Annotated in this window: 15 protein-coding genes; 7 read left to right on the forward strand and 8 right to left on the reverse strand. The window is 73.5% G+C overall.

Annotation, left to right across the window (positions count from 1 at the left end; genetic code table 11):
• Positions 1–10: 10 nt before the first annotated feature.
• Positions 11–658, reverse strand: coding sequence for a ScbR family autoregulator-binding transcription factor (locus ACFQ9Z_RS07130; protein ID WP_383012080.1), 648 nt, complete (start codon positions 656–658; stop codon positions 11–13).
• Positions 659–1,054: 396 nt separating this feature from the next.
• Between ACFQ9Z_RS07130 and ACFQ9Z_RS07135 the strand changes: the two genes are divergently transcribed.
• Positions 1,055–1,990, forward strand: a complete 936-nt coding sequence (locus ACFQ9Z_RS07135) for a lytic polysaccharide monooxygenase (RefSeq protein ID WP_383012083.1) — start codon at positions 1,055–1,057, stop codon at positions 1,988–1,990.
• 18 nt (positions 1,991–2,008) lie between these two features.
• Here ACFQ9Z_RS07135 and ACFQ9Z_RS07140 read toward each other — a convergent pair whose 3' ends face one another.
• A complete protein-coding gene (locus ACFQ9Z_RS07140; protein WP_383012086.1) occupies positions 2,009–2,662 on the reverse strand; it encodes a Tat pathway signal sequence domain protein in 654 nt (217 codons plus the stop codon).
• A 655-nt stretch (positions 2,663–3,317) separates the two neighbouring features.
• On the opposite strand from ACFQ9Z_RS07140, the gene ACFQ9Z_RS07145 reads away from it, so the two are divergent.
• Positions 3,318–3,998, forward strand: coding sequence for a DUF6230 family protein (locus ACFQ9Z_RS07145; protein ID WP_383012091.1), 681 nt, complete (start codon positions 3,318–3,320; stop codon positions 3,996–3,998).
• Positions 3,995–4,429: a DUF6114 domain-containing protein gene (locus tag ACFQ9Z_RS07150; protein WP_383012094.1), complete on the forward strand. Its 435-nt coding sequence runs from the start codon at positions 3,995–3,997 to the stop codon at positions 4,427–4,429. The genes ACFQ9Z_RS07145 and ACFQ9Z_RS07150 overlap by 4 nt, the downstream gene beginning before the upstream one ends.
• 24 nt (positions 4,430–4,453) lie before the next feature.
• Here ACFQ9Z_RS07150 and ACFQ9Z_RS07155 read toward each other — a convergent pair whose 3' ends face one another.
• The 4 genes from ACFQ9Z_RS07155 to ACFQ9Z_RS07170 form a co-directional block, all read right to left on the reverse strand.
• Positions 4,454–5,413, reverse strand: a complete 960-nt coding sequence (locus tag ACFQ9Z_RS07155; protein ID WP_383012097.1) for an ABC transporter substrate-binding protein — start codon at positions 5,411–5,413, stop codon at positions 4,454–4,456.
• Positions 5,414–5,517: 104 nt separating this feature from the next.
• Positions 5,518–6,186: an ABC transporter permease gene (locus tag ACFQ9Z_RS07160; RefSeq protein WP_383012101.1), complete on the reverse strand. Its 669-nt coding sequence runs from the start codon at positions 6,184–6,186 to the stop codon at positions 5,518–5,520.
• A complete protein-coding gene (locus ACFQ9Z_RS07165; RefSeq protein WP_383012104.1) occupies positions 6,183–6,836 on the reverse strand; it encodes an ABC transporter permease in 654 nt (217 codons plus the stop codon). Before ACFQ9Z_RS07165 ends, ACFQ9Z_RS07160 begins: the two co-directional genes overlap by 4 nt.
• Positions 6,833–7,957, reverse strand: coding sequence for an ABC transporter ATP-binding protein (locus ACFQ9Z_RS07170; protein WP_383013102.1), 1,125 nt, complete (start codon positions 7,955–7,957; stop codon positions 6,833–6,835). The genes ACFQ9Z_RS07165 and ACFQ9Z_RS07170 overlap by 4 nt, the downstream gene beginning before the upstream one ends.
• A gap of 167 nt (positions 7,958–8,124) precedes the next feature.
• Here ACFQ9Z_RS07170 and ACFQ9Z_RS07175 point away from each other — a divergent pair, with 167 nt between their 5' ends.
• The 4 genes from ACFQ9Z_RS07175 (at position 8,125) to fxsT (ending at position 16,299) form a co-directional block, all read left to right on the forward strand.
• Positions 8,125–9,183, forward strand: a complete 1,059-nt coding sequence (locus ACFQ9Z_RS07175) for a hypothetical protein (RefSeq protein WP_383012107.1) — start codon at positions 8,125–8,127, stop codon at positions 9,181–9,183.
• A 104-nt stretch (positions 9,184–9,287) separates the two neighbouring features.
• On the forward strand, positions 9,288–10,778 hold the full coding sequence (locus ACFQ9Z_RS07180; protein WP_383012110.1) for a hypothetical protein: 1,491 nt from the start codon (positions 9,288–9,290) through the stop codon (positions 10,776–10,778).
• A complete protein-coding gene (locus ACFQ9Z_RS07185) occupies positions 10,775–11,929 on the forward strand; it encodes an AAA family ATPase (RefSeq protein WP_383012113.1) in 1,155 nt (384 codons plus the stop codon). Before ACFQ9Z_RS07180 ends, ACFQ9Z_RS07185 begins: the two co-directional genes overlap by 4 nt.
• Entirely contained in the window at positions 11,926–16,299 is a 4,374-nt protein-coding gene (gene fxsT / locus ACFQ9Z_RS07190) for an FxSxx-COOH system tetratricopeptide repeat protein (RefSeq protein WP_383012116.1), read from the forward strand. Before ACFQ9Z_RS07185 ends, fxsT begins: the two co-directional genes overlap by 4 nt.
• Positions 16,300–16,687: 388 nt before the next feature.
• On the opposite strand, the gene ACFQ9Z_RS07195 is transcribed toward fxsT, so the two are convergent.
• Together ACFQ9Z_RS07195 and ACFQ9Z_RS07200 are read right to left on the reverse strand one after the other, a co-directional pair.
• Positions 16,688–18,565, reverse strand: coding sequence for an HEXXH motif domain-containing protein (locus tag ACFQ9Z_RS07195; protein ID WP_383012119.1), 1,878 nt, complete (start codon positions 18,563–18,565; stop codon positions 16,688–16,690).
• 134 nt (positions 18,566–18,699) lie between these two features.
• On the reverse strand, positions 18,700–18,870 hold the full coding sequence (locus tag ACFQ9Z_RS07200; protein ID WP_383012122.1) for a hypothetical protein: 171 nt from the start codon (positions 18,868–18,870) through the stop codon (positions 18,700–18,702).
• Positions 18,871–19,256: the final 386 nt, after the last annotated feature.

The following is a 19,256-nucleotide window of genomic DNA, read 5'->3' on the forward strand; positions in this document are numbered from 1 at the left end:
ATCCCGCGGGTCAGCCGATCCTGATCTCCCGCTCGAGCTGCGTGGCGAGGGTGAGGTAGCGGGGGCGGCGGTGCACCGGCACCACGCCCCGGATCATGAGGTACCACATCTCGGCCACCCGCCGGGGCAGCCGTCCGACCGGTTCGAGGGCACGGCCGGCGACCCGGGTGCCGATGAAGAAGCAGACGAGGGAGTGCGCGACGACGCCCACGTCTATCTCGGAGTGCACATCGGCCTCGCGGACGGCGCCGGTGAACTTGCGGCCGGCGAACTCCAGCCACTCGTTGAACGGATGCCGCATCGGCGGCCGCACGGGAACGTCCGTGGTGGCGAGGCGCAGTCCGGCGCGCGGCACCGGGTCCTCGACGGCGAGCCGGGCCACGGCGAACGTGGCGCGCATCAGGGACTCCAGCGAGGAGTACCCGCGGCCCTCGACGTCGTCGACCACCTTCTGCGCGGCCCTGGACTGCAGATCCAGGATGGCGTGCGCGAGGTCCTCCTTGGCGGCGAAGTGGAAGTAGAGCGCCCCCTTGGTGACCTTCGCGTGCCCGACGATGTCGCTCAGGCTGGTGCACTCGTAGCCCTGCCGGTCGAACAGGTCGGCGGCGGCGGTGATGATCGTCGCCCGTGTCTGCTCAGCACGTAACTGCCTCGCCATCGAATGACCCCTCCTCGCCGCTCGACCGAACGGGACACGCGGTTTGTTTTGACCCCACGCACACGATAACTCACCTGGCGGCGAAGGGAGTCGACCTGACAGAACTTTGCCGAAGACGGTTCGCGTCCCGTGCGCGCCCCCGGACGGACCTTGCCTTCCGCAAACGTTTTCCGTCGGCAGGCGACTGTTCCGCTACTTGGACGGTTCCCGGAAGCCAAGTGGACGCGGGAGCAAAGGCGTCGGCCGGCCGGCGGCGGGCCGGCCGGTCCGCTGTACCCCCTGGGGGCGGAGCGCGCGCCGAAACAGCCCGAGCGGTCTGTGCTGAACGCGGCCGGGCCGTCTCCCGTACTGGACGCGGCAGACCTCGTTCCCGCGCCCGCCGAGGAGAGCTCCCCGATGACCCGGATGACCGCCCGCCTGAGCGTCACGGCGGCCGCCGCGGCGGCCCCGCTCCTGCTGCTGCCGTGGGTGGCGGGATCCGCCCAGGCGCACGGTGCCCCCACGGACCCGGTCAGCCGGGTGTACGCATGCTCCCCCGAGGGCGGTGCCGCGAACCGGTCCGCGGCGTGCCGGGCGGCGGTCGCCGCGAACGGCGGCCCGTTCACCGCGTGGGACGACCTGCGCGTGGCGGGCGTGGCCGGCCGGGACCGGCAGGTGATCCCCGACGGCAGGCTGTGCAGCGGGAACCTGCCCGCCTACCGGGGGCTCGACCTGGCCAGGCCGGACTGGCCGGCGACCCGGCTGGCCCCGGGCGGCCGGCTGACGATGACGTACGCCTCGACGATCGCGCACACCGGGACCTTCCGGCTGTACCTGACCCGGCCCGGATACGACCCGCTGAAGCCGCTGACCTGGTCCGATCTACCCTCGCGCCCCTTCGCGGAGGTCAAGGACCCACCGCTGACGAACGGGGCGTACCACCTCCGGGCCACCCTGCCGAAGGACCGGACGGGGCGTCAGGTGCTCTACACGGTCTGGCAGAACAGCAGCACTCCGGACACCTACTACTCGTGCTCCGACGTGGTCTTCGCGCGGCGGGCCGGCGCGGCGGCGGCCACCCGGACGGCCACGGCCGTCCCGCACCCGCCGGCGAGCGCGCGGCCCGACCGGACGCCGGCCGACCGGCCCTCGGCCCCGGCCCCGGCCCCGGCGTCCGCTCACGCCGGAGCCCCGGGCGGCACACCGCCGGCCGACGCGGGTGACGGCACGCCGGTGGCCGAGGCGACCCGCGCGGACGCGGGCCCCTCGGCTCCGTTGGTGGCGGGCGGCGCCGCCGCGGTGCTGCTGCTCGTCGTGGGCGCGGTGCTGGTCCCGCGGCTACGGCGGCGCTGAACGCCCGCCGGGCGGGCCTCAGTTCACGTACACCCGGGTGCCGGCGTCGGTGACGGGGGCGTACTTGGCGGTGAAGTACCCGTTGGCGAAGCACAGGGTCGAGCCGGAGAACTTGGTGAACTGCTGGTTGGTGAAGGAGATGCTGCTGTCGGTGTTGCCGGCCGTGCCGGTCAGGCTCGCCGCCCGGTAGACGCAGGTGACGGTGCCGAGCAGGGTGTTCAGCTTGACCGTGGTCTGGATGGTGGTGCCGCTGGGCGGGGTGACGGTGAGGGCGCCGGCCGAGGTGACCGTCGCGGTGTAGGGCAGGTTGTCGATCACGATGCTGCTGACGCCGAGCACGCCGGTGACGTTGCTGGTGCAGCTGCTCGCGTCGAAGGTGTGCCCGGTGACCGACTCGGTGGCCGTGCCGGGGGCGGCCGGGTTGCTGGTGACCTCGGCGGTGAACTGGGAGGTCTTGCAGCTCACGCCGCTGGTGCCGGTCGCGCTGGAGTACAGGGTGGCGGTGGTGCCGGAGGCCAGCGGCGCGGTCAGGGTGTCGCCGACCCCGACGGCGGTGCCGCCGACGCTGTCCTTGGTCAGGACGGCGCCGGCCGCCGCCGAGGACGGGACGGCGGTGGCGACGGTGAGCGCGGTGGCTGCTCCGGCTAAGGCGAGGAGGGTGCGCGTACGCATGCGGGTGCCTCTCTTCTCGGGTGGGGGTGAGGTGGGGCGGGGGTGGGGGGTTGGGGTGCCGTCGGTGGGTTGGGGGGCGGGCGGCTTGCCGGGGCGTGACGCCCCTGCGGTCGGCCGCCGTTGCCGGTCCGTGACGCCTTCTCCGTACGTGACGGACCGGCAGCGGCGGCCGGCCGGTGGAACCGGCGCGGGGCCGGGGGGAAGCGGCCTGCCGGCCGGACCGGACGGCGAACACCCGGACACGGCGGGGCAGGACGGGGCGGGGCGCGAAGGGTGGTGGTGCGTACCGTGCCCGGCGCGGTGCCGGACGGAGCGGTGCATCGGAAGGGCCGGGAAAGCGGCCGACGCCGCTCGGCGGATCCGGCGCCACGGATCCAGGGGAGATCAGGCAGAGTTGTAGACCTGATGAACCGTCAACGTCAAGGCCCGCAACGGCAGTTGCCGGTCCATCGCGACGCCGACACCCTATTTTCACAACTCCCTTGACCCTTCAAAGTAACCGGCGGTAACTTCCGAGAAGGCTACTGACGCGTAACGAGAGAGCCCTTGCATCCGCCGGGAGTGCGAGGAGGCGTGCGCGCGACAGCCCGGTCCGCGCCAGGACACCGCACCACTGGAGCCCGATCCGCATCGATCCACGCCCATGGGAGCAGACATGGCCTCGTCACCGGACTTCTCGTCCGCCGGCAGCACCCCCGAGTACGACGCAAGCGGTTCCCCCGAGGCGCCCGGCGCCTCCGGGCGGGGGCGGGTCAGGGCACGCCGGGCCGCGATGATGGCGGTGCCGGCCACTCTGGTCGCCGCAGGCCTCGCGGTCCTGACCGCGCAGGGTGCGCTGGGCGTGCAGTTCGCCATCTCCGGCATGCCGTTCGTGGTCACCGCGGACAAGCTCGAGGGCACCGGATTCGAGCAGTTCGGCGCGCTGGACAACATGATCGAGGACAGCCCGAACCAGGGGGACACGGGCGGCCAGGAGCTGGTCGTCACCTCGGTGGTGAAGGACGGCACCCTGACCAACCTCTGCCAGAGCGTCGACCTCGGCGGCATCCAGCTCGTCCTCACGGCCGGCGGCGGCGCCAAGCCGGTCAGCGTGTCCGACCTGGCCATCGACTCCGACGACATCAAGGGCAACGCCACGTTCAACGGCATCGAGATCGGCCGGGACGCCAGCACCTTCGACAAGGCGGACGTCCAGGGCCCCAAGGGCGTCTACGGCCAGCAGGCCGACAAGGTCGTCATCACCGGCCTCTACCAGCACAACTACGCGGCCACCGCCGCCGTGTTCAAGCTGCCGAACCTGCACATGCGGTTCGACGGCGACGGCTGCCCCCGGTGAACCGCTTCCGGCGGTGGAGGGGGCGCCGGCCGTTCGCGGGCGGCCTGCTGCTGGTGCTGGGCGGTGCCGAGATCCTGGTGACCATGAAGGCGCCGCTGCCGGTGATCCTGCACACCGGCATGCAGGGCCTGGCGGGCTATCTGCTGCCGGCACTGATGATCATCTGCGGGCTGCTGATCCTCTTCAGCCCGGGCCAGCGCCTCTTCTACTCCCTGACCGGGATCCTGCTGTCCCTGGGGACCTGGCTCACCTCGAACCTGGGCGGCTTCCTCGTCGGCCTGCTCCTCGGCGCCGTCGGCAGTTGCCTCACCTTCGGCTGGCTGCCCGACCAGCCGCCCCGGGTGAGCCGCCGCCTGCGCCGTGCGCGGGCACGGGCGGCGGCGGCCCAGGACACCGGCGAACCGGTGCGGACTTCCGGGGAACCCGTCTAGCGTGCGGGGGCCCGGCGTCCGGGGTCAGCTCAGGCCGGCCGAGTCCAGCCAGGCCTTGGCCACGTCCAGCGGGTCCTTCTTCTGCGACTGCACCTGGGTGTCCAGATCCAGCAGCGTGGCCGTGTCCAGCTTGGCGGAGACGGCGTTCAGCGCGTCGGCGCCCTTCTGCGACAGCGCGCCCTTGCGTACGAGCGGCTGGACGTTCTGGAAGCCGAAGAGGTTCTCCGGATCCTGCAGGACGACGAACTTCTCCTTGGAGATGGTCGGGTCCGTGGTGAAGATGTCCGCGACCTGCACGGCGTTCTTCTTCAGCGCCGCCTGGGTGAGCGGGCCTCCCGCGTCCAGCGCCTTGAAGGACTTGAACTCGAGCCCGTAGACGGACTTGAGGCCGACCAGCCCCTGCCGGCGGGTCTGGAACTCCGGCGCGGCGCCGATGACCAGGTCCTTCGCCACGTCCTTCAGGTCGGCGATCGACGACTTCCCGTCGAGCCCGTACTTCTTGGCGGTGGCCGCGTTGACCGTGACCGAGTCCTTGGTCTCGGCGGGCGAGGGCTTCAGCAGCGTCAGCTTCGAGTGCAGCTTGGCCTCGATGGCCGACGTGGTCGCCTCCAGCGTCTTCGGGGCGGCCTTCTGGTCCAGGTAGGCGAGCAGCGCGCCGTTGTACTCGGGCAGCACGGTGACGGAGCCGTTCTTGAGCAGACCGTAGGTGGTCTCCCGGCTGCCGATGTTCGGCTTGTAAGTGACCTTGATGCCCTTGGCCTTGAGTGCCTCGCCGTAGATGTCCGCGAGCAGGATGCTCTCGGCGAAATTGTTGGATCCGACGACGACGCTGTCGCCACTCGCGTTGCCGTCCGTCAGGGGATTGTCGGCCTTGCCGCCGGAGGAGTTGCATCCCGCCAGCAGCGCCGTCGCCGCCGCGAGGGCGACGACGGCCGCGCCTCGGTTCCTCCGGATGGACCTGCTGATGCGGTTGGTGGAAGTCACCCACCGATCCAATCCAGCCGGTTCGCACCCAGTCAAGCGATCCCGGGTCACCGATTGGCTTCGATCCGCGACCGCCCGGCGGCGCGAGGTGACGGGCCGTCGGCTCAGCCGCTCCTGCGCACCCCCGGCGAGACCGCGATCCGGGACACGCCCCAGAACACCCCCAGGGTCGCCAGCGCCATCCCGACGACCAGGGTGGCGCCGCCCACCACCTTCTCGTAGTCCCTCTGCGCGAGGCCGTCGATGATGTACCGGCCCAGGCCGCCGAAGCTGACGTAGGCGGCGATGGTGGCCGTGGAGACGACCTGGATCGCCGCCGTCCGCAGGCCGCTGAGGATCAGCGGCAGCGCCACCGGGAGTTCCACCTGGAACAGGATGCGCGCCTCGGCCATCCCCATGCCCCGCGCGGCGTCCACCGGGGGCGGGTCGACGGAGCGCACCGCCTCGTAGGAGGTGACGAGGATCGGCGGGACGGCGAGCGCCACCAGCGGGATCATCACCGGCAGCAGACCGAACCCGAACCAGGTGAACATCAGCACCAGCAGGCCGAAGGTGGGCAGCGCCCGGGCCGCGGTGGCGATGGACGCGAGGGCGTTGCCGCCCCGCCCGTGGTGGCCCGTGACCAGGCCGACGGGCAGCCCGATCGCGGCGGCGACCCCGACGGCCTCCAGGCAGTACAGGATGTGCTCGCCGACCCGGGTGGGGATGCCGTCCTGGCCGTGCCAGTGGGCGGGGTCGCCGAAGAAGGCGTGGGCGAAGTCGAGTACGTTCACCGGGCGGCGCCCTTCCGCGGCATCCAGGGGGTCAGCAGGTTACGGACCAGGACCAGCGCGGCGTCTACGAGGATGCCCAGGACCGCGGTGGTCAGCACGGAGTTCACGGCCAGCGGGGGCCGGTGGTAGATCTGCGCGTCGTTCAGCAGGTTGCCGAGGGCGCCCTGGTTGCCGATCAGCATGCCGATGCTCACCAGGGAGATGCTCGACACGGCCGCGACCCGCAGGCCCGCGAAGATGGCCGGCACGGCGATGGGCAACTGCACCTGGAGATAACGACGTACGGGGCCGAGCCCCATGGCGGTGGCGGCGGCGAGCGTCTCCGGCGGCACCGAGCGGACGCCGTCCACGATCGCGGGCACCAGCACCACCAGGCTGTACACGGCCAGCGGGATCATCACCGTGGTCTCGGTCATGCCGGTGTAGTCGATCAGGAGGACGAAGAACGCCAGCGACGGGACGGCGTAGAGCACGGTGGTCACGCCGAACACGGGGGCGTAAAGCCAGCGGAACCGCACGCAGAGCTGGGCCACCGGCAGCGCCACGAGCAGCCCGGCCAGCACCGGCAGCAGCGCCTCGCGCAGGTGCAGGCCGATCAGGCCGAACCAGCCGTACTGGAGGTCGCTCGGGATGTCGAAGAAGCCGTTCACCGCGCCGCCTTCGCGTCCTGGCGGTCCTTCGTGTGGGCGGCGCGGATCGCCTCGCCGATGACCTCCTGGGACACGACGCCGACGGCGCGGCCGTCGCCGTCCACCGCCACGGCCCAGCCGGACGGCGACAGGACGGCCCCGTCGAGCGCGGTGCGCAGCGAGTCGGCGCCGGGCACGAACGGCCTCCCGGGCGGCAGCAGCCGGTCCCGGTCGATCCGCCCGGCGGTGAGTTCGTCCGGCGCGCCCCAGCCGAGCGGTCTGCCGTCGGAGTCCGTCACGAGGAGGTAGGGGGCGGCGCCGCCGGAGGCCAGCCGCCCGGCGTCCGCGTCGAGCGGGACGACGGGCCCGGTCTGCAGCTCGAGTCCGGCGGAGGAGAAGAAGGACAGCCTGCGGATGCCCCGGTCGGCACCGAGGAAGTCCTCCACGAACGGGTCGGCGGGGGCGGTGAGCAGCTCGGCGGGCGGGGCGAACTGGGCGAGCCTGCCGCCGGTGCGCAGTACGGCGACCGTCGTGCCCAGCTTGATCGCCTCGTCGATGTCATGGGTGACGAAGACGATGGTCTTGCCCAGTTCGTTCTGGATGCGCAGCAGTTCGTCCTGCAGCCCCTTGCGCACGACCGGGTCGACGGCGGAGAAGGGCTCGTCCATCAGCAGCACCGGCGGATCGGCGGCGAGGGCGCGGGCCACGCCGACCCGCTGCTGCTGGCCGCCGGAGAGCTGGTACGGGTAACGCTTGGCGAGCGCGGTGTCGAGCCCGACCCGTTCCATCAGTTCCGCCGCCCGGTCCCGGGCCTTCCGCTTGTTCCAGCCGAGCAGCCGGGGCACGGTGGCGATGTTGTCGACGATGGTGCGGTGCTGGAAGAGACCGGCGTTCTGGATGACGTACCCCATCGAGCGGCGCAGGGTGTTGACCGGCTGCCGCCGGATGTCCTCGCCGTCGAGGAGGATGCTGCCCTCGGTGGGCTCGACCATCCGGTTGATCATGCGCAGCGTCGTGGTCTTTCCGCAGCCCGAGGGGCCGACCAGGACGGTGATCGCGCGGTCCGGGGCGTCGAGGGACAGCCGGTCGACGGCCACCGTGCCGTCCGGATATCGCTTGGTGACTGCGTCGATCCGTATCAAGACGTTGCGCACCCTTCGGTTTCTGGCGGAGCCTCGGCCGTTGCCGGGAGAGTCTAGACGTCGGACGTTCCGCCACGTCGGCGGACGAGCGCCCGCCTCCCGGACGGTTCCCCCTGGCCACCCGGATACCCCACCATGGGGGATCCGGGCATGGGGAGGGGCGGTCTGTGCAGGCGGAGAAGGTCGACGCGTTCGTGCTGACGGCGATCGAATGCGAGTACCGGGCCGTCGTCGGCCATCTCGGGCCCGGCCGCGACAGGCGCACCGCCGACGGCGCCGTCCACGAGATCGGCCACTTCGCCGGACGGCACGGCCGGCTCACCGTAGGGGTGCAGCTCGCGGGCCCGGGTAACGAGCTGGCGGCGGTGCTGGCCGAACGCGCGGTGGCCCGGCTGCGTCCCTCGGTACTGCTCCTCGTGGGGGTCGCGGGCGGACGCAAGGACGCGCGGCTCGGGGACGTGGTCGTGGCGGACACCGTCTACGGCTACGAGGGCGGCCGGGACGAGCGGGAGGCCTTCCGGCCCCGGATCAAGTCCTGGCCGTCGAGTCTCGCCCTGGTGCAGCGGGCCCGGCTGGTCGCGGCCGACCGGTGCTGGCAGCGGCGGATCGCGCCGCCGCCCGGGGAACCGCCCGCCGCCCACGTCGGCGCGCTGGCCGCCGGTTCGAAGGTGGTCGCGCACGCCGAGTCGGCGTCCGGCAGGCTGCTCGGCGAGGTGGCGGGCGACACGCTGGCCGTGGAGACGGAAGGGCTCGGCCTGCTCACGGCGGCGCGGGCCAACCCCGGGGTGCAGGCCCTCGTCGTCCGGGGCGTGTCCGACCTGCTGGGCGACAAGGACGCGGCCCACGACCGCCACTGGCAGCCGGTCGCCGCGCGCCACGCGGCCGCGTTCGCCTTCGAACTGCTGGCCTCCCTCGACGCCCCGGTGCGAGCTCCCCGGACGCCGGCCCTGTCCACGCGCCAGCTGGGCGAACTCGCAACCCTGTTGCTGGAGGTGCCCGGCATCGGCGCGCCCGCCGCCTGGCAGCAGCTCCTGGACGCCCTGCCCGGCATCGGCGTCCTCACCAGCCGCCAGCACAGCGTCCGCCTGGAAGCGCTGTCGCTGCTGCGGACCTGCGAGTCGGCGCGGGGGTGGGAGCCGCTGATGGAGGCGCTGGACGCGCTGTGGCCCGGGACCCCGGCGGTCGAGGAGGTGCGGCAGTACCTGATTGACCGTCAACTCATTTGAACGGCAAGTGAGTCGGGAAGATGAACAGTTGCCGGGCGTTCACCCGAATCGCTTGGCCCGGGTCGAGGGCTGTGGAAGAGTGCACGGCCACGAAGGGATGAGAGATGACTGCCTACGGGGGCGGCGGTCTCGGACTCGTACGGGAGTTTGCGGAAGCCTTGGGCAGGTGTGCGAGCTTACAGGAGCGCGGCTCGAGGGCGCTGTGCCTGCGGCTCATGGCCAAGGAGCTCGGCACCCCTCCGCCGGTCCGGGAGTACGACGTGGCGCACTACTTCCTCCTGGAACTGGCCTCGGTGTGCCTGGACAACCCGAGGACGATGCGGGCGCTGCTGGAGGCGCTCACCGCCTTCGACGAGGACGTCGACGAGATCCGTGCGCTGACCGACGACCTGCTCGCCGACCCCGCCCTCCCGGTCGACGAGGTGCTCTCGCTGCGGCCGCTGCTCCTCGGGTTCGCGCCGCCCAACCTGCCCTCGCTGTGCCGCAGGGCCGTGGCCGACCTGCGGGCGGTGCCCCCCTATCCCGACGCCTGGAGCGCCTTCGAGGGGCTGAGCCGGCTCAACGCCCGCCCGGACGGGCTGCCCCCCACCCTGGCCTTCGTGGAGTTCGTGGCCGCCGAGGCCCCGCACGACCGGAGCTTCGCGCTGCGGGCCTGGAACGACACCCAGGCGCAGGCCCTGTCCCTGCTCACCGAACTGCGCAGCCTGCGGCAGCAGGCCGCGTACGCCTCCAGCCCGGAGCCGGGCCACGCCTACCTGGTGGTGCGGCTGCTGCGCAGGGAGGAACCGGGGCGCTACCTCCTCACCTCGTGGCGCCACTACGACCCGGACGCCCCGGACTCCTGGCGTCCACGGCAGGAGGGGAGCGTGGAGGTGACGCTGGCCGAGGCGGAACGCGAGGTCGAGCGGCTGGTGTTCGCGGCCGACGAGGACTGGGCCCGGGACGCCGACCGCATCCACGTGGAGTTCCTGCTGGGCACGGACGACCTGACGCTGCCGGTGCACCGCTTCCGCACCGAGCTCGACAGCGATCCGGTGTCCTACCTGAGCGTCGGGTACTGCGTCGTCGTGCGCAGCCTGCAGCGCAGCAGGACACCCCGCTGGGCCCGCCCCTGGCGGCAGCGCTGGGCGGCGGTCCGGGACACCCCCGAACTGGCCCGGCCGCTCGTGGTGGGCGGACGGCGGCCCGAGGACCCGCGGTGCGGGGACGTGTCCGGGCTCGACGCCCGGCTGAAGGGGGACAGGTCGGTCGGCTGCCTCGTGCTGTCCCGGCCGCCGGAGGGCGCGGGCGAGGGGGCGCGGGAAGCACTCGTCGCCCTGCGGTGCGGGGTGCCCGCCCTCCTGTGGGATTCGCGGGACACACGTGACCTGAGCGCACCGCCGGACGTTGTGCAGTACGACAACGCCTTGCTCCGCGACCTTTCAGGGCTCCGCGAGGCCGTGACAGAATTGCGAACCGAAGCCCACGGGGGTTCCTTGACCGGCCGCGACGATCATCCGGGGCGCCATCTGGTACTCCTGTGGGACGACCCGACGAGGCCGGTCGAGAACCCTCAGCCGTTGACGGGACCGGACCAGGGGGTGGACGGTCGATGACCGGCGCTGCCCAATTCGAGGGGAACGGCACGGGGGCCGGTTCGGCGCGCCTTCCGCGGCCCTGGTGGATCTACCGGGGCACCGGCCTGCCGCTGCGCGACATCGAGCTGGCCGACGTACTGCCCCCGGCCCCGCCCTGGCGGACGTTCACGGGTTCCGCCGCGTCCGCGGACGGGCACGGGGACGGCGGTGGGCGGGCGCCGCTGGAACCGCCCGCGCCGCCGCAGGACGAGGCCGAGCTGCGGCGCAGGCTCGGGGCGACCCGCGAGGGCATGGTGGCCGACCCGACCGAGGTCGACCTGGTGAACGCGGCGCTGATCCTGCGCCGTCCGCTGCTGGTCACCGGGCGTCCCGGCACGGGCAAGTCGTCGCTGGCCTACCGCATCAGCCGCGAGCTGGGGCTGGGACGGGTGCTGCGCTGGCCGGTCACCTCCCGGACCACCCTCTCCTCCGGTCTCTACCGCTACGACGCCGTGGGCCGGATCCACGCGGCCGCCACGTCGGACTCCGGGGCCACGGCGCCGGCCGGCGGGCCGTCCGGCGACGGTGACGCGCCGTCGTCCGACATCGGCGCCTTCCTCGAACTCGGCCCGCTGGGAACCGCGTTGCTGCCGCACGCGCTTCCCCGGGTGCTGCTCGTCGACGAGTTCGACAAGAGCGACATGGACCTGCCCAACGACCTCCTCGACGTCTTCGAGGCGGGCGAGTTCACGATCCCCGAGCTGGCCCGGCTGCGCGGCCACCGGCCGGTGGTCCAGGTGCGGTCCGACGACCCCGACCGCACGGTCGCGGTCCGGGACGGCCGGGTCCGGTGCCGGGAGTTCCCGCTCGTCGTCATCACCAGCAACGACGAACGCGAGTTCCCGCCCGCCTTCCTGCGCCGCTGTCTGCACCTGCACGTCAGGGAACCCGAGCGGGACCGGCTGGCCGACATCGTGACCGCGCATCTCGGGTCACGGGACGACGATCCCCGGGTCGCGGAGCTCATCCGCCTGTTCGCCGAGCGCAGCGCGCAGGAGAACGGCCTGGCCACCGACCAGTTGCTCAACTCCATCTGGCTGGCGACGTCCGGCGCCTACTCCCGTGGCGCCGACTGGGAGGCACTGCTGCGGGCCGTCTGGCACCGGCTCGACGGCGTGAGAGAGCCGTGACGCGAGGCGGCGGCGCCGAACCGGCCCCCGTGGAGCCGGGGCCGTTCGGCGCCTCCTGGTCCGAGATCGCCGACGCGCTGATCCTGCTGGCCGTCGGGGCGGGCGAGGGCACCGGCGAGCACGGGGCGGACGGCCCGCCGCCGGCCCGGCCGGAACCGGAGGCGGACGACCCGCCGGCCGACGCCCGGGGAGCGGAGGAGGAGAACGGCGCTCCGCCCTCCCCCGCGCCGCCCGAGCCGGGCGCCGCCCGGGAGGAGGGCGACCCGCCGGCGTACGCCCCGGACCCGGACGGCGCCGCGCGGGCCGACGCGCTGCTCGGCGCCCCGGCCGGACCGGCGCCGGACGGCGTCGCGTCCGGCGGCGGACCGCACGCGCCGGCGCACCGGGCGGCCTGGCCCCCGATCCGGGCCCGTGAGCTGACCCGGGCGTTACGCCCCTTCAAGCGGGCCACCGCGTCGGCCACGCGGACCGAGCTGGACGAGGAGGCGACCGCGGAGTCCACGGCCCTGAGCCTGCGCTGGGTGCCGCAGTTCCGGCCGCTGCGGGAGCGGTGGATGGACGCCGTGCTGGTCGCCGACGTCAGCTCGTCGATGACCGTCTGGCGGCGCACCGTGGCCGAGTTCGAGCAGGTCCTGCGGCACACCGGCGCGTTCCGCGACATCCGGGTGCACACCCTCGACGGGGACCGGATGGAGGAGTCCGGGCCGCCCTGGCGCGTCGGGCGTTCGCCGCTGACCGTGCGGCTGCCCGACCGGGGACGCCAGGTGGTGTTCCTGGTGACCGACGGCGTCGGGCCCGGCTGGCGCGGCGGACGGGCGGCCCGGCTGCTCTCAGAGTGGACCCGGCACGCCTCGGTGGCCGTCGTGAACGTGCTGGGCGAGGCCTTGTGGCACCGCACCGGCCTGCCCGCGCGCCTGGCCCGGGTCCGTGTCCCGGGGCCCGGCGCGCCCAACAGCGTCTGGCAGGTGCGCGGCGGCACGGACACGGCGGTCGTCCCGGTGCTGGAACTGGCCCCGGCGTGGCTCGGCCGCTGGGCCCGGCTGGCCACGGGGCTGGCGCCCGGCGCGCACGACGTGTGGGTGACCTCGCCCGGCGCGGGCCGCGATCCGGACCCGGCCGCCGCCGGGGAGCCGCCCCGGGACCCGCTGGAGCGGGTGTCGCGGTTCCGGGCCGACGCGAGCCCGGCCGCCTGGGAACTGGCCGCGCGCCTGGCCGCCATCCCGCTCAACATCCCGACCATGGAACACCTGCTGCGTACCGGCGGAGCGCGGACGGGCCCCGGCGAACTGGCCGAGGTCATGCTGGGCGGCCTGCTGCGCAGGGTCGGGCCCGACCCGCTCGACGAGCTGGACGTGGCCTACGAATTCCACGACGGCGTGCGGGAGTTGATGCTGTCCGCAGCCGAGTCGAGGGACGAGACCCGCTACCTCCTGCGCAGCACCCTGGAACGGCTGGGCCGCAGGTGGCAGCCGCTGCGGGAACTCGGCGCCCTGCTGGACGACCCCCGGGCCTCCCCGGGCGACCTCCCGTTACCCGAACGGCTCATCCCCTACGCGCACGTCCAGGTGAAGGTGACCCGGGCGCTGAGCGGTCCCTACCTGGAATCGTCGCGCGTGCTCGGACGCCGTTTGGACCAGTCCGCTTCCGCATTCCCGGCTCAGACCGACCAGTCCGAGGTGATAGACGTGACAAACAGCCGTAATTCGGGCATGGATCAACCCCAGGTCGGGGCGGCGGGCGATCGCACGGCGGATGCGCCATCGACCGGCATACGTGACGTGCCCGATGCGTCAGATGATTCGATAAGAGGAGCACCAGTGTCAGTCCCCCTCGTCCGGAGCTCTCCGCCGACGGAGGAGCGTCGGGCCGGAGACCCGGCCGTGTGGAACGTCCAGCCCCGGAACCCGAGCTTCACCGGGCGGTCGAGAGAACTCGCGGCGCTCCACCACAGACTGACCACGGAGGGCGCTACCGCGGTGCTGCCCGAGGCGCTGCACGGTCTGGGCGGCGTGGGGAAGACGCAGATCGCCATCGAGTACGTGCACCAGCACGCGCTGGAGTACGACGTCATCTGGTGGATCTCCGCCGAGCGCCCGGAGCAGATCCGCCAGTCGCTCACCCAGCTCGGCGCGGCGCTCGGCCTGGAGACGGGCGGCGAGCAGGAGATCACCATCGCGACGGTGCTCTCCGCGCTCGGTTCCGGCCGCCCCTACCGCCGCTGGATGCTGGTCTTCGACAACGCCGAGGACCCCGACGTGGTACGGCGGTTCTTCCCCGCGCAGAACGCCGGCAAGATCCTCGTGACCTCACGCAACGCACAGTGGGGCCGCATCGCACGGACGGTCGACATCGACGTGTTCACCACCGAGGAGAGCATCGAGCTGCTCGCGCGGCGCGGCCCCGAGCTGCAGCGGGAGCAGGCGGCACGGATCGCCCAGGCCCTCGGCAACCTCCCCCTCGCCCTGGAGCAGGCCGCCGCCTGGCTGTCGGAGACCGGCATGCCCGCGGACGAGTACCTGCACATCTTCGAGGACGAACGCGCGGAGCTGGACTCCCAGCGCAGCGAACTCCTCGCCGCCGGCGTGCCGGTGGACTACCCGGAGCCGGTCGCGGCCGCCTGGAACATGTCCCTCGGCCGGCTGGCCGAGCGGCATCCCGGGGCCCATCAGCTGCTGCAGGTCTGCTCCTTCTTCGCGCCCGAGCCGATCCCCCGCCGGATCTTCGCCGGCGTCCGCGGGGTCGAACTGCCCGCCGAACTCACCCAGGTGCTGCGCAACCCGGTCAAACTCGGCGAGGCGATCCGGGAGATCAACCGGTACTCCCTGATCAGGATCAACCACCGCGACGGCACCGTCCAGATGCACCGCCTGGTGCGCGCCGTCCTCGTGGGCCGCATGTCCCTCCAGGAGCAGGCCGACATGCGCCACGCCGCGCACATCCTGCTCGCCAACTACGACCCGGTGGACGTGGCCCCCGCCAACTGGCCGCGCTACGCGGAACTGCTCGTCCACGCGCGCTTCTCGCGCGCCCTGGAGTGCGACGACGGCTGGGTGCGGGACATGGTGGTCAACATCATCCGCTACCTGCACCGCTCGGGCGACAACCTGACCTGCGCGGAGTACGGCCGCGAGGTGGTCGAGGCCTGGAACGCCCGCCGCGGCGAGACCGACCTGCAGACCCTCAACGTGGCCGGGACGCTCGGGCACACCCTGCGTGCCCTGGGCCACTTCAGGGAGGCCTCGGAACTCAACGACAGGAGTCTGCGGCTGCTGCGCGACAGCGTCGGGGACGATCACCCGGACACGCTCGCCGCCATCGGCTCGGTGTCCCAGAGCATGCAGATCCGCGGCGACTTCGGCGCCTCGGTGGAGCTGGAGGAGGACCGCTGGCGCCGCGCCGTCCGCGTGTTCGAGGACGGCGACCCCACGCTGCTGGCGGCCGCCAACGACTACGCCCTGGCGCTGCGGCTGGTCGGGAAGTACGCGCAGGCCCGGGACATCGACTCCCAGGCCCGGGACGCCGCCCTGAGGTCGCTCGGGTACGACGCCCTGCTGACCCTGCTGATCAACAGCAACCTGTCCATCGACGTGCGGGAGTCCGGCGACTACCTGCGCAGCCGGGAGATGCAGGAGGAGACCCTGCACCGGGTCCGCAGCGTCATCAAGGACCGTGCCGCCCCGGTGAGTCTGATCGCCGCCCGCACCCTCGCCGTGGCCCGCCGCAAGGCCGGGGACCACGCCGGCGCGCTGGAACTGAACGAGGAGACCCTGCGGCAGTACCGGAGCAAGTTCGGCGAGCGCAACCTGAACGTGGCCGCGACCGTGCTCAACCTCTCGATGGACCTGCGGCAGAACGCGGACCTGGAGCAGGCCCGTGCCGTGGGCGAACAGTGCCTGAACACGCTGCGGGACCTGCTTGGGCCGGGGCATCCCTACACGCTCGCCGCCGCCGCCGACCTGGCGGTGACGCGGCGGCTGATCGGCGAGGTGGACGAGGCGCTCGCCGCGGACAAGGAGACCTACGAGGCGCACTGTGCCGCCCTGGGGGCGGAGCACCCGGGTTCGCTGGGCATCGCGATCAACCTGGCGAGCGACCACTACACGCTCGCCGACTACGCCGAGGCGCTCGCGATCGACGAGCGCACGCTGCCCCTGTGCCGGACGCGGCTGGGGGACGACCACCCGGCCACGCTCGCGTGCTCGATGAACCTGTCGCTCGACCTGCGGGCCCTCGGCCGTGTCGAGGAGGCCCAGCGCCTGCACGCGGACACGCTGGAGCGCTACCGCTCCGTCCTGGGCAACAGCCACCCGGCCACCGTGGGATGCGCCCGCGGCATGCGCGCGGACTGCGACGTGGAGGTGCACCGCTGACCGCGGGGCCGCCCGGCGCACCGGGCGGCCCGGCAGCCTCGCCACGCCCCCGCGACGCGACCCTCCGCCTGCCCGACCGGGCGGTCCGCCGGTTCAGCCGGACGTTCCACATGCTCGGCGGGCGCTGCGCCGCTCAGCCGGGCATTGCGCCGGTTCAGCCGGGCCGCCCGCCGGTTCGGGCCGGGCGGTCCGCCGGTTCAGCCAGACGCTCCACTTGGTCGGCGGGCAGTCCGCCGGGTCGGCCGGTTCAGCCGGGCGTTCCACCTGCTCGCCGGGCGCTTCGCCGTTCAGCCGGGCGTTCCACCTGCTCGCCGACCGTTTCGCCGTTCAGCCGGGCGGTCCGCCGGTTCGGCTGGAAGTCCCACCGACTCGGCGCCCGTGTCGCCGTTCAGTCGGGTGTTCCGCCGGAGGCGGCCGCCTCGGCGATCAGCGCGGCGAGCGTCTGCGGCGGCAGTGGGCGGCCCCGGCGCAGCAGCAGCCGGTGCACGGCGGCCACCAGTTCCGGCCGGTGCAGGAGGAGGCCGCGGGCCCGGCCCTCGGGCAGGCTGAGCGCCAGTCCGGCCCAGGCGGCGGGGTCGGCCGGGTTCTCGGCGATCAGCCGGCGGTATCCGTCCTGTGCCGCGGCGCGGTCCCCCGCGGCCCACGCGTAGTCCGCCGGGGACGCGCCGACGCTGCCCGGATCCGCGCGCAGGCGGTCGAAGCGCTCGCGGTCGCCGACGCGGATCCGCACCAGCCGGGTGCGGACGTCCGGGGTGAGCGGTCCCGTCCGCAGGGAGACGCCGGGGAAGGCGGGCGGTGCCGGTGTGCCGTCGGCGACGGCGTCGGCCCAGGCCTCGGCCTGCGCGCCGTCGCAGCGCAACTGGGAGAGGCGGAAGACCATCCGGTGGTCGTCGCGGGCCTCCTCGGCGGCCCGCGCCGCCGCCGCCGGCACCGTCTCCTTCAGCACGGCGGCGAGCGAGCCCTCCACGGCGCGCAGGAACCGCTCACCGGCTTCGGTCAGTTCCGCCCGTGCCCACAGCGTGCCCAGGCCCTCCTCCACCTGCCCCCTGCGCAGCGCGCCCTCGAAGTCCGCGGTCGCGCGTTCGGCGTCCGTGAGGCCGGGCCGCTCCCGCAGCGCGAACCAGAAGGCGGCCACGCCGAGGAACGCGTAGACGCCGTGCAGCATCCCGCGCAGCGGTCTGGGGTCCGCGCGCCAGGGCGCGTAGTGCGTCTCCTCCCGTCCGCCGCGCACCAGCGTGACCAGGTCCATCAGCGCGCTGAGCTTGCTGTGCTGTGCCTCGTGGACCAGGGCGACGGCCAGGTCCACGGGCTGGGCGGGTCTGGTCAGCAGCAGACCCCCGAAGGCCTCGGGGTCGCTGCCGCTGAAGACCTCCGCGGGGCTGCGGTCGGGCAGCGGGGTGATGGCCAGCAGGCAGTCCGCCAGGCCTTCGGGATCGATCCGGCGCTGCTCGGCCACCAGCGGCCAGGCCTCCGCGTAGAGCCGTCGCCAGTCCCGCGCCTCGTCCTCGTCCAGCCGCTCGACCGGCAGTCTGCGCAGGAAGTGCCGCCAGGGATCGAGATCGTCCAGCAGCGGTGCGCCGGCCGGCTCGGCGCCGGGTGACCCCAGCCGCCGCAGCGCCCACCAGCCGGGGGCGTCACGGGTGAGGTCGGCGGGTAAGGGGACGGTTCCCGAGGAACACCGCACGCCGGAGCCGCGGTGGTCGCGGAACACCTCGGCGACGGGGTCCGCGGGGTGCCCGGGAAGCGTCACGTACCCCAGTGCGGGAAGCACCACGCCGTGCTCCGTGAGCGGGACGGCGGTGCGGAACGGCACGCGGGCCCGGAGGGCCGCCGCCGCGGCCAGGGCGTGCACCCGGGCGGCGTCCCGCAGCGCTGAGGGCGCCGGCCCGGCCTCCCCCTCGGCGCGCAGCTCCCGCAGGGTGCGGGCCAGCCAGCCGCCCACGCTGGGGTGGAGCAGGACGGATTCCACGGCCTCGCGGTCGGCGTTCTCGGCGGCGGCCAGCAGGTCCCAGGCCTCCTGGGCTGCGGGCAGCGACGCGTGCCACGGGACGCACCGGTCCGCGCTCTCCACCAGCGCTCGCAGCAGCACCAGCCGTCGGCTGCGCTGCGCGGAGCGGAGGGCGGCGACGGCGTCCCGGCCGCCGCCGCCCTGAGCGAGCTGCAGGAAGTGCCCGCCCCGCAGCCGGTGCCGTGGCCCGGCGGCCGGTCGCGAGCCGGATCCGGCTCCGTTCCTCCCGCCGGAGAGGGTGGTGCCCGCGTCCGTCATGGTTCTCCTCACCATGGACCGGCTCAGGACGAGTGCCGCCCGGTGCTGTGACCTGAAAGGGTTCACCGGCTCGCGCCGCCCGGCACGGCGCCTCGCCGCGCGGCCGTCCGGCGACACATTGTCCCGGGCCCGCGCTAGCAGTTGGCGCTCGACGAACTCCCCAGCGTGGGCGGGTTGTCGACGAGCGCGAGCAGGCGCCGGGCCTCCATGGTCAGACCCGCGGACGCCAGGGAGCCGACTGCCGCCAACGGCACCTCCGAGAGATCCACCAACTCGGTCTCGACATCGGCTGCCGACAGATCCACGGCTCGTCCCCCTTTTTGACGACAGCACACCCGTCCCCTGTCATGGTTACCCAATCGAACGGGTTGCGAAAGATGGCCGCACGCCGGGACCACGACATACGGCCACGCCCGGACGGTGCCCGAACCGGCCCCACGCCCGCGTTCCGTACGGTGGTCCGCCGGCCGGGCGGGCCGGGGACGGCTCGCGTCCTCGCCGTGGCGTCCGCTCCCGGGAGGGCGCGGCGGTCAGCGTTCGGCGGCGCGCCCGCTTCGCGCGCCGCGGGCAGGGCCGCGGCGGCCTGGCCCTGGAACTGCTGGAGCCCGGCGCTGCATCCGGCCGTCCAGTCGGCGGTCCGGTGACGCTGGTTCCGCGTCACCGCGGGCGGCCGGAGCGGTGCCCGCCCGGC

It is taken from the genome of Streptomyces sp. NPDC056580 (genome assembly GCF_042793175.1).
In the GTDB taxonomy this organism is placed as follows: Bacteria; Actinomycetota; Actinomycetes; order Streptomycetales; family Streptomycetaceae; genus Streptomyces.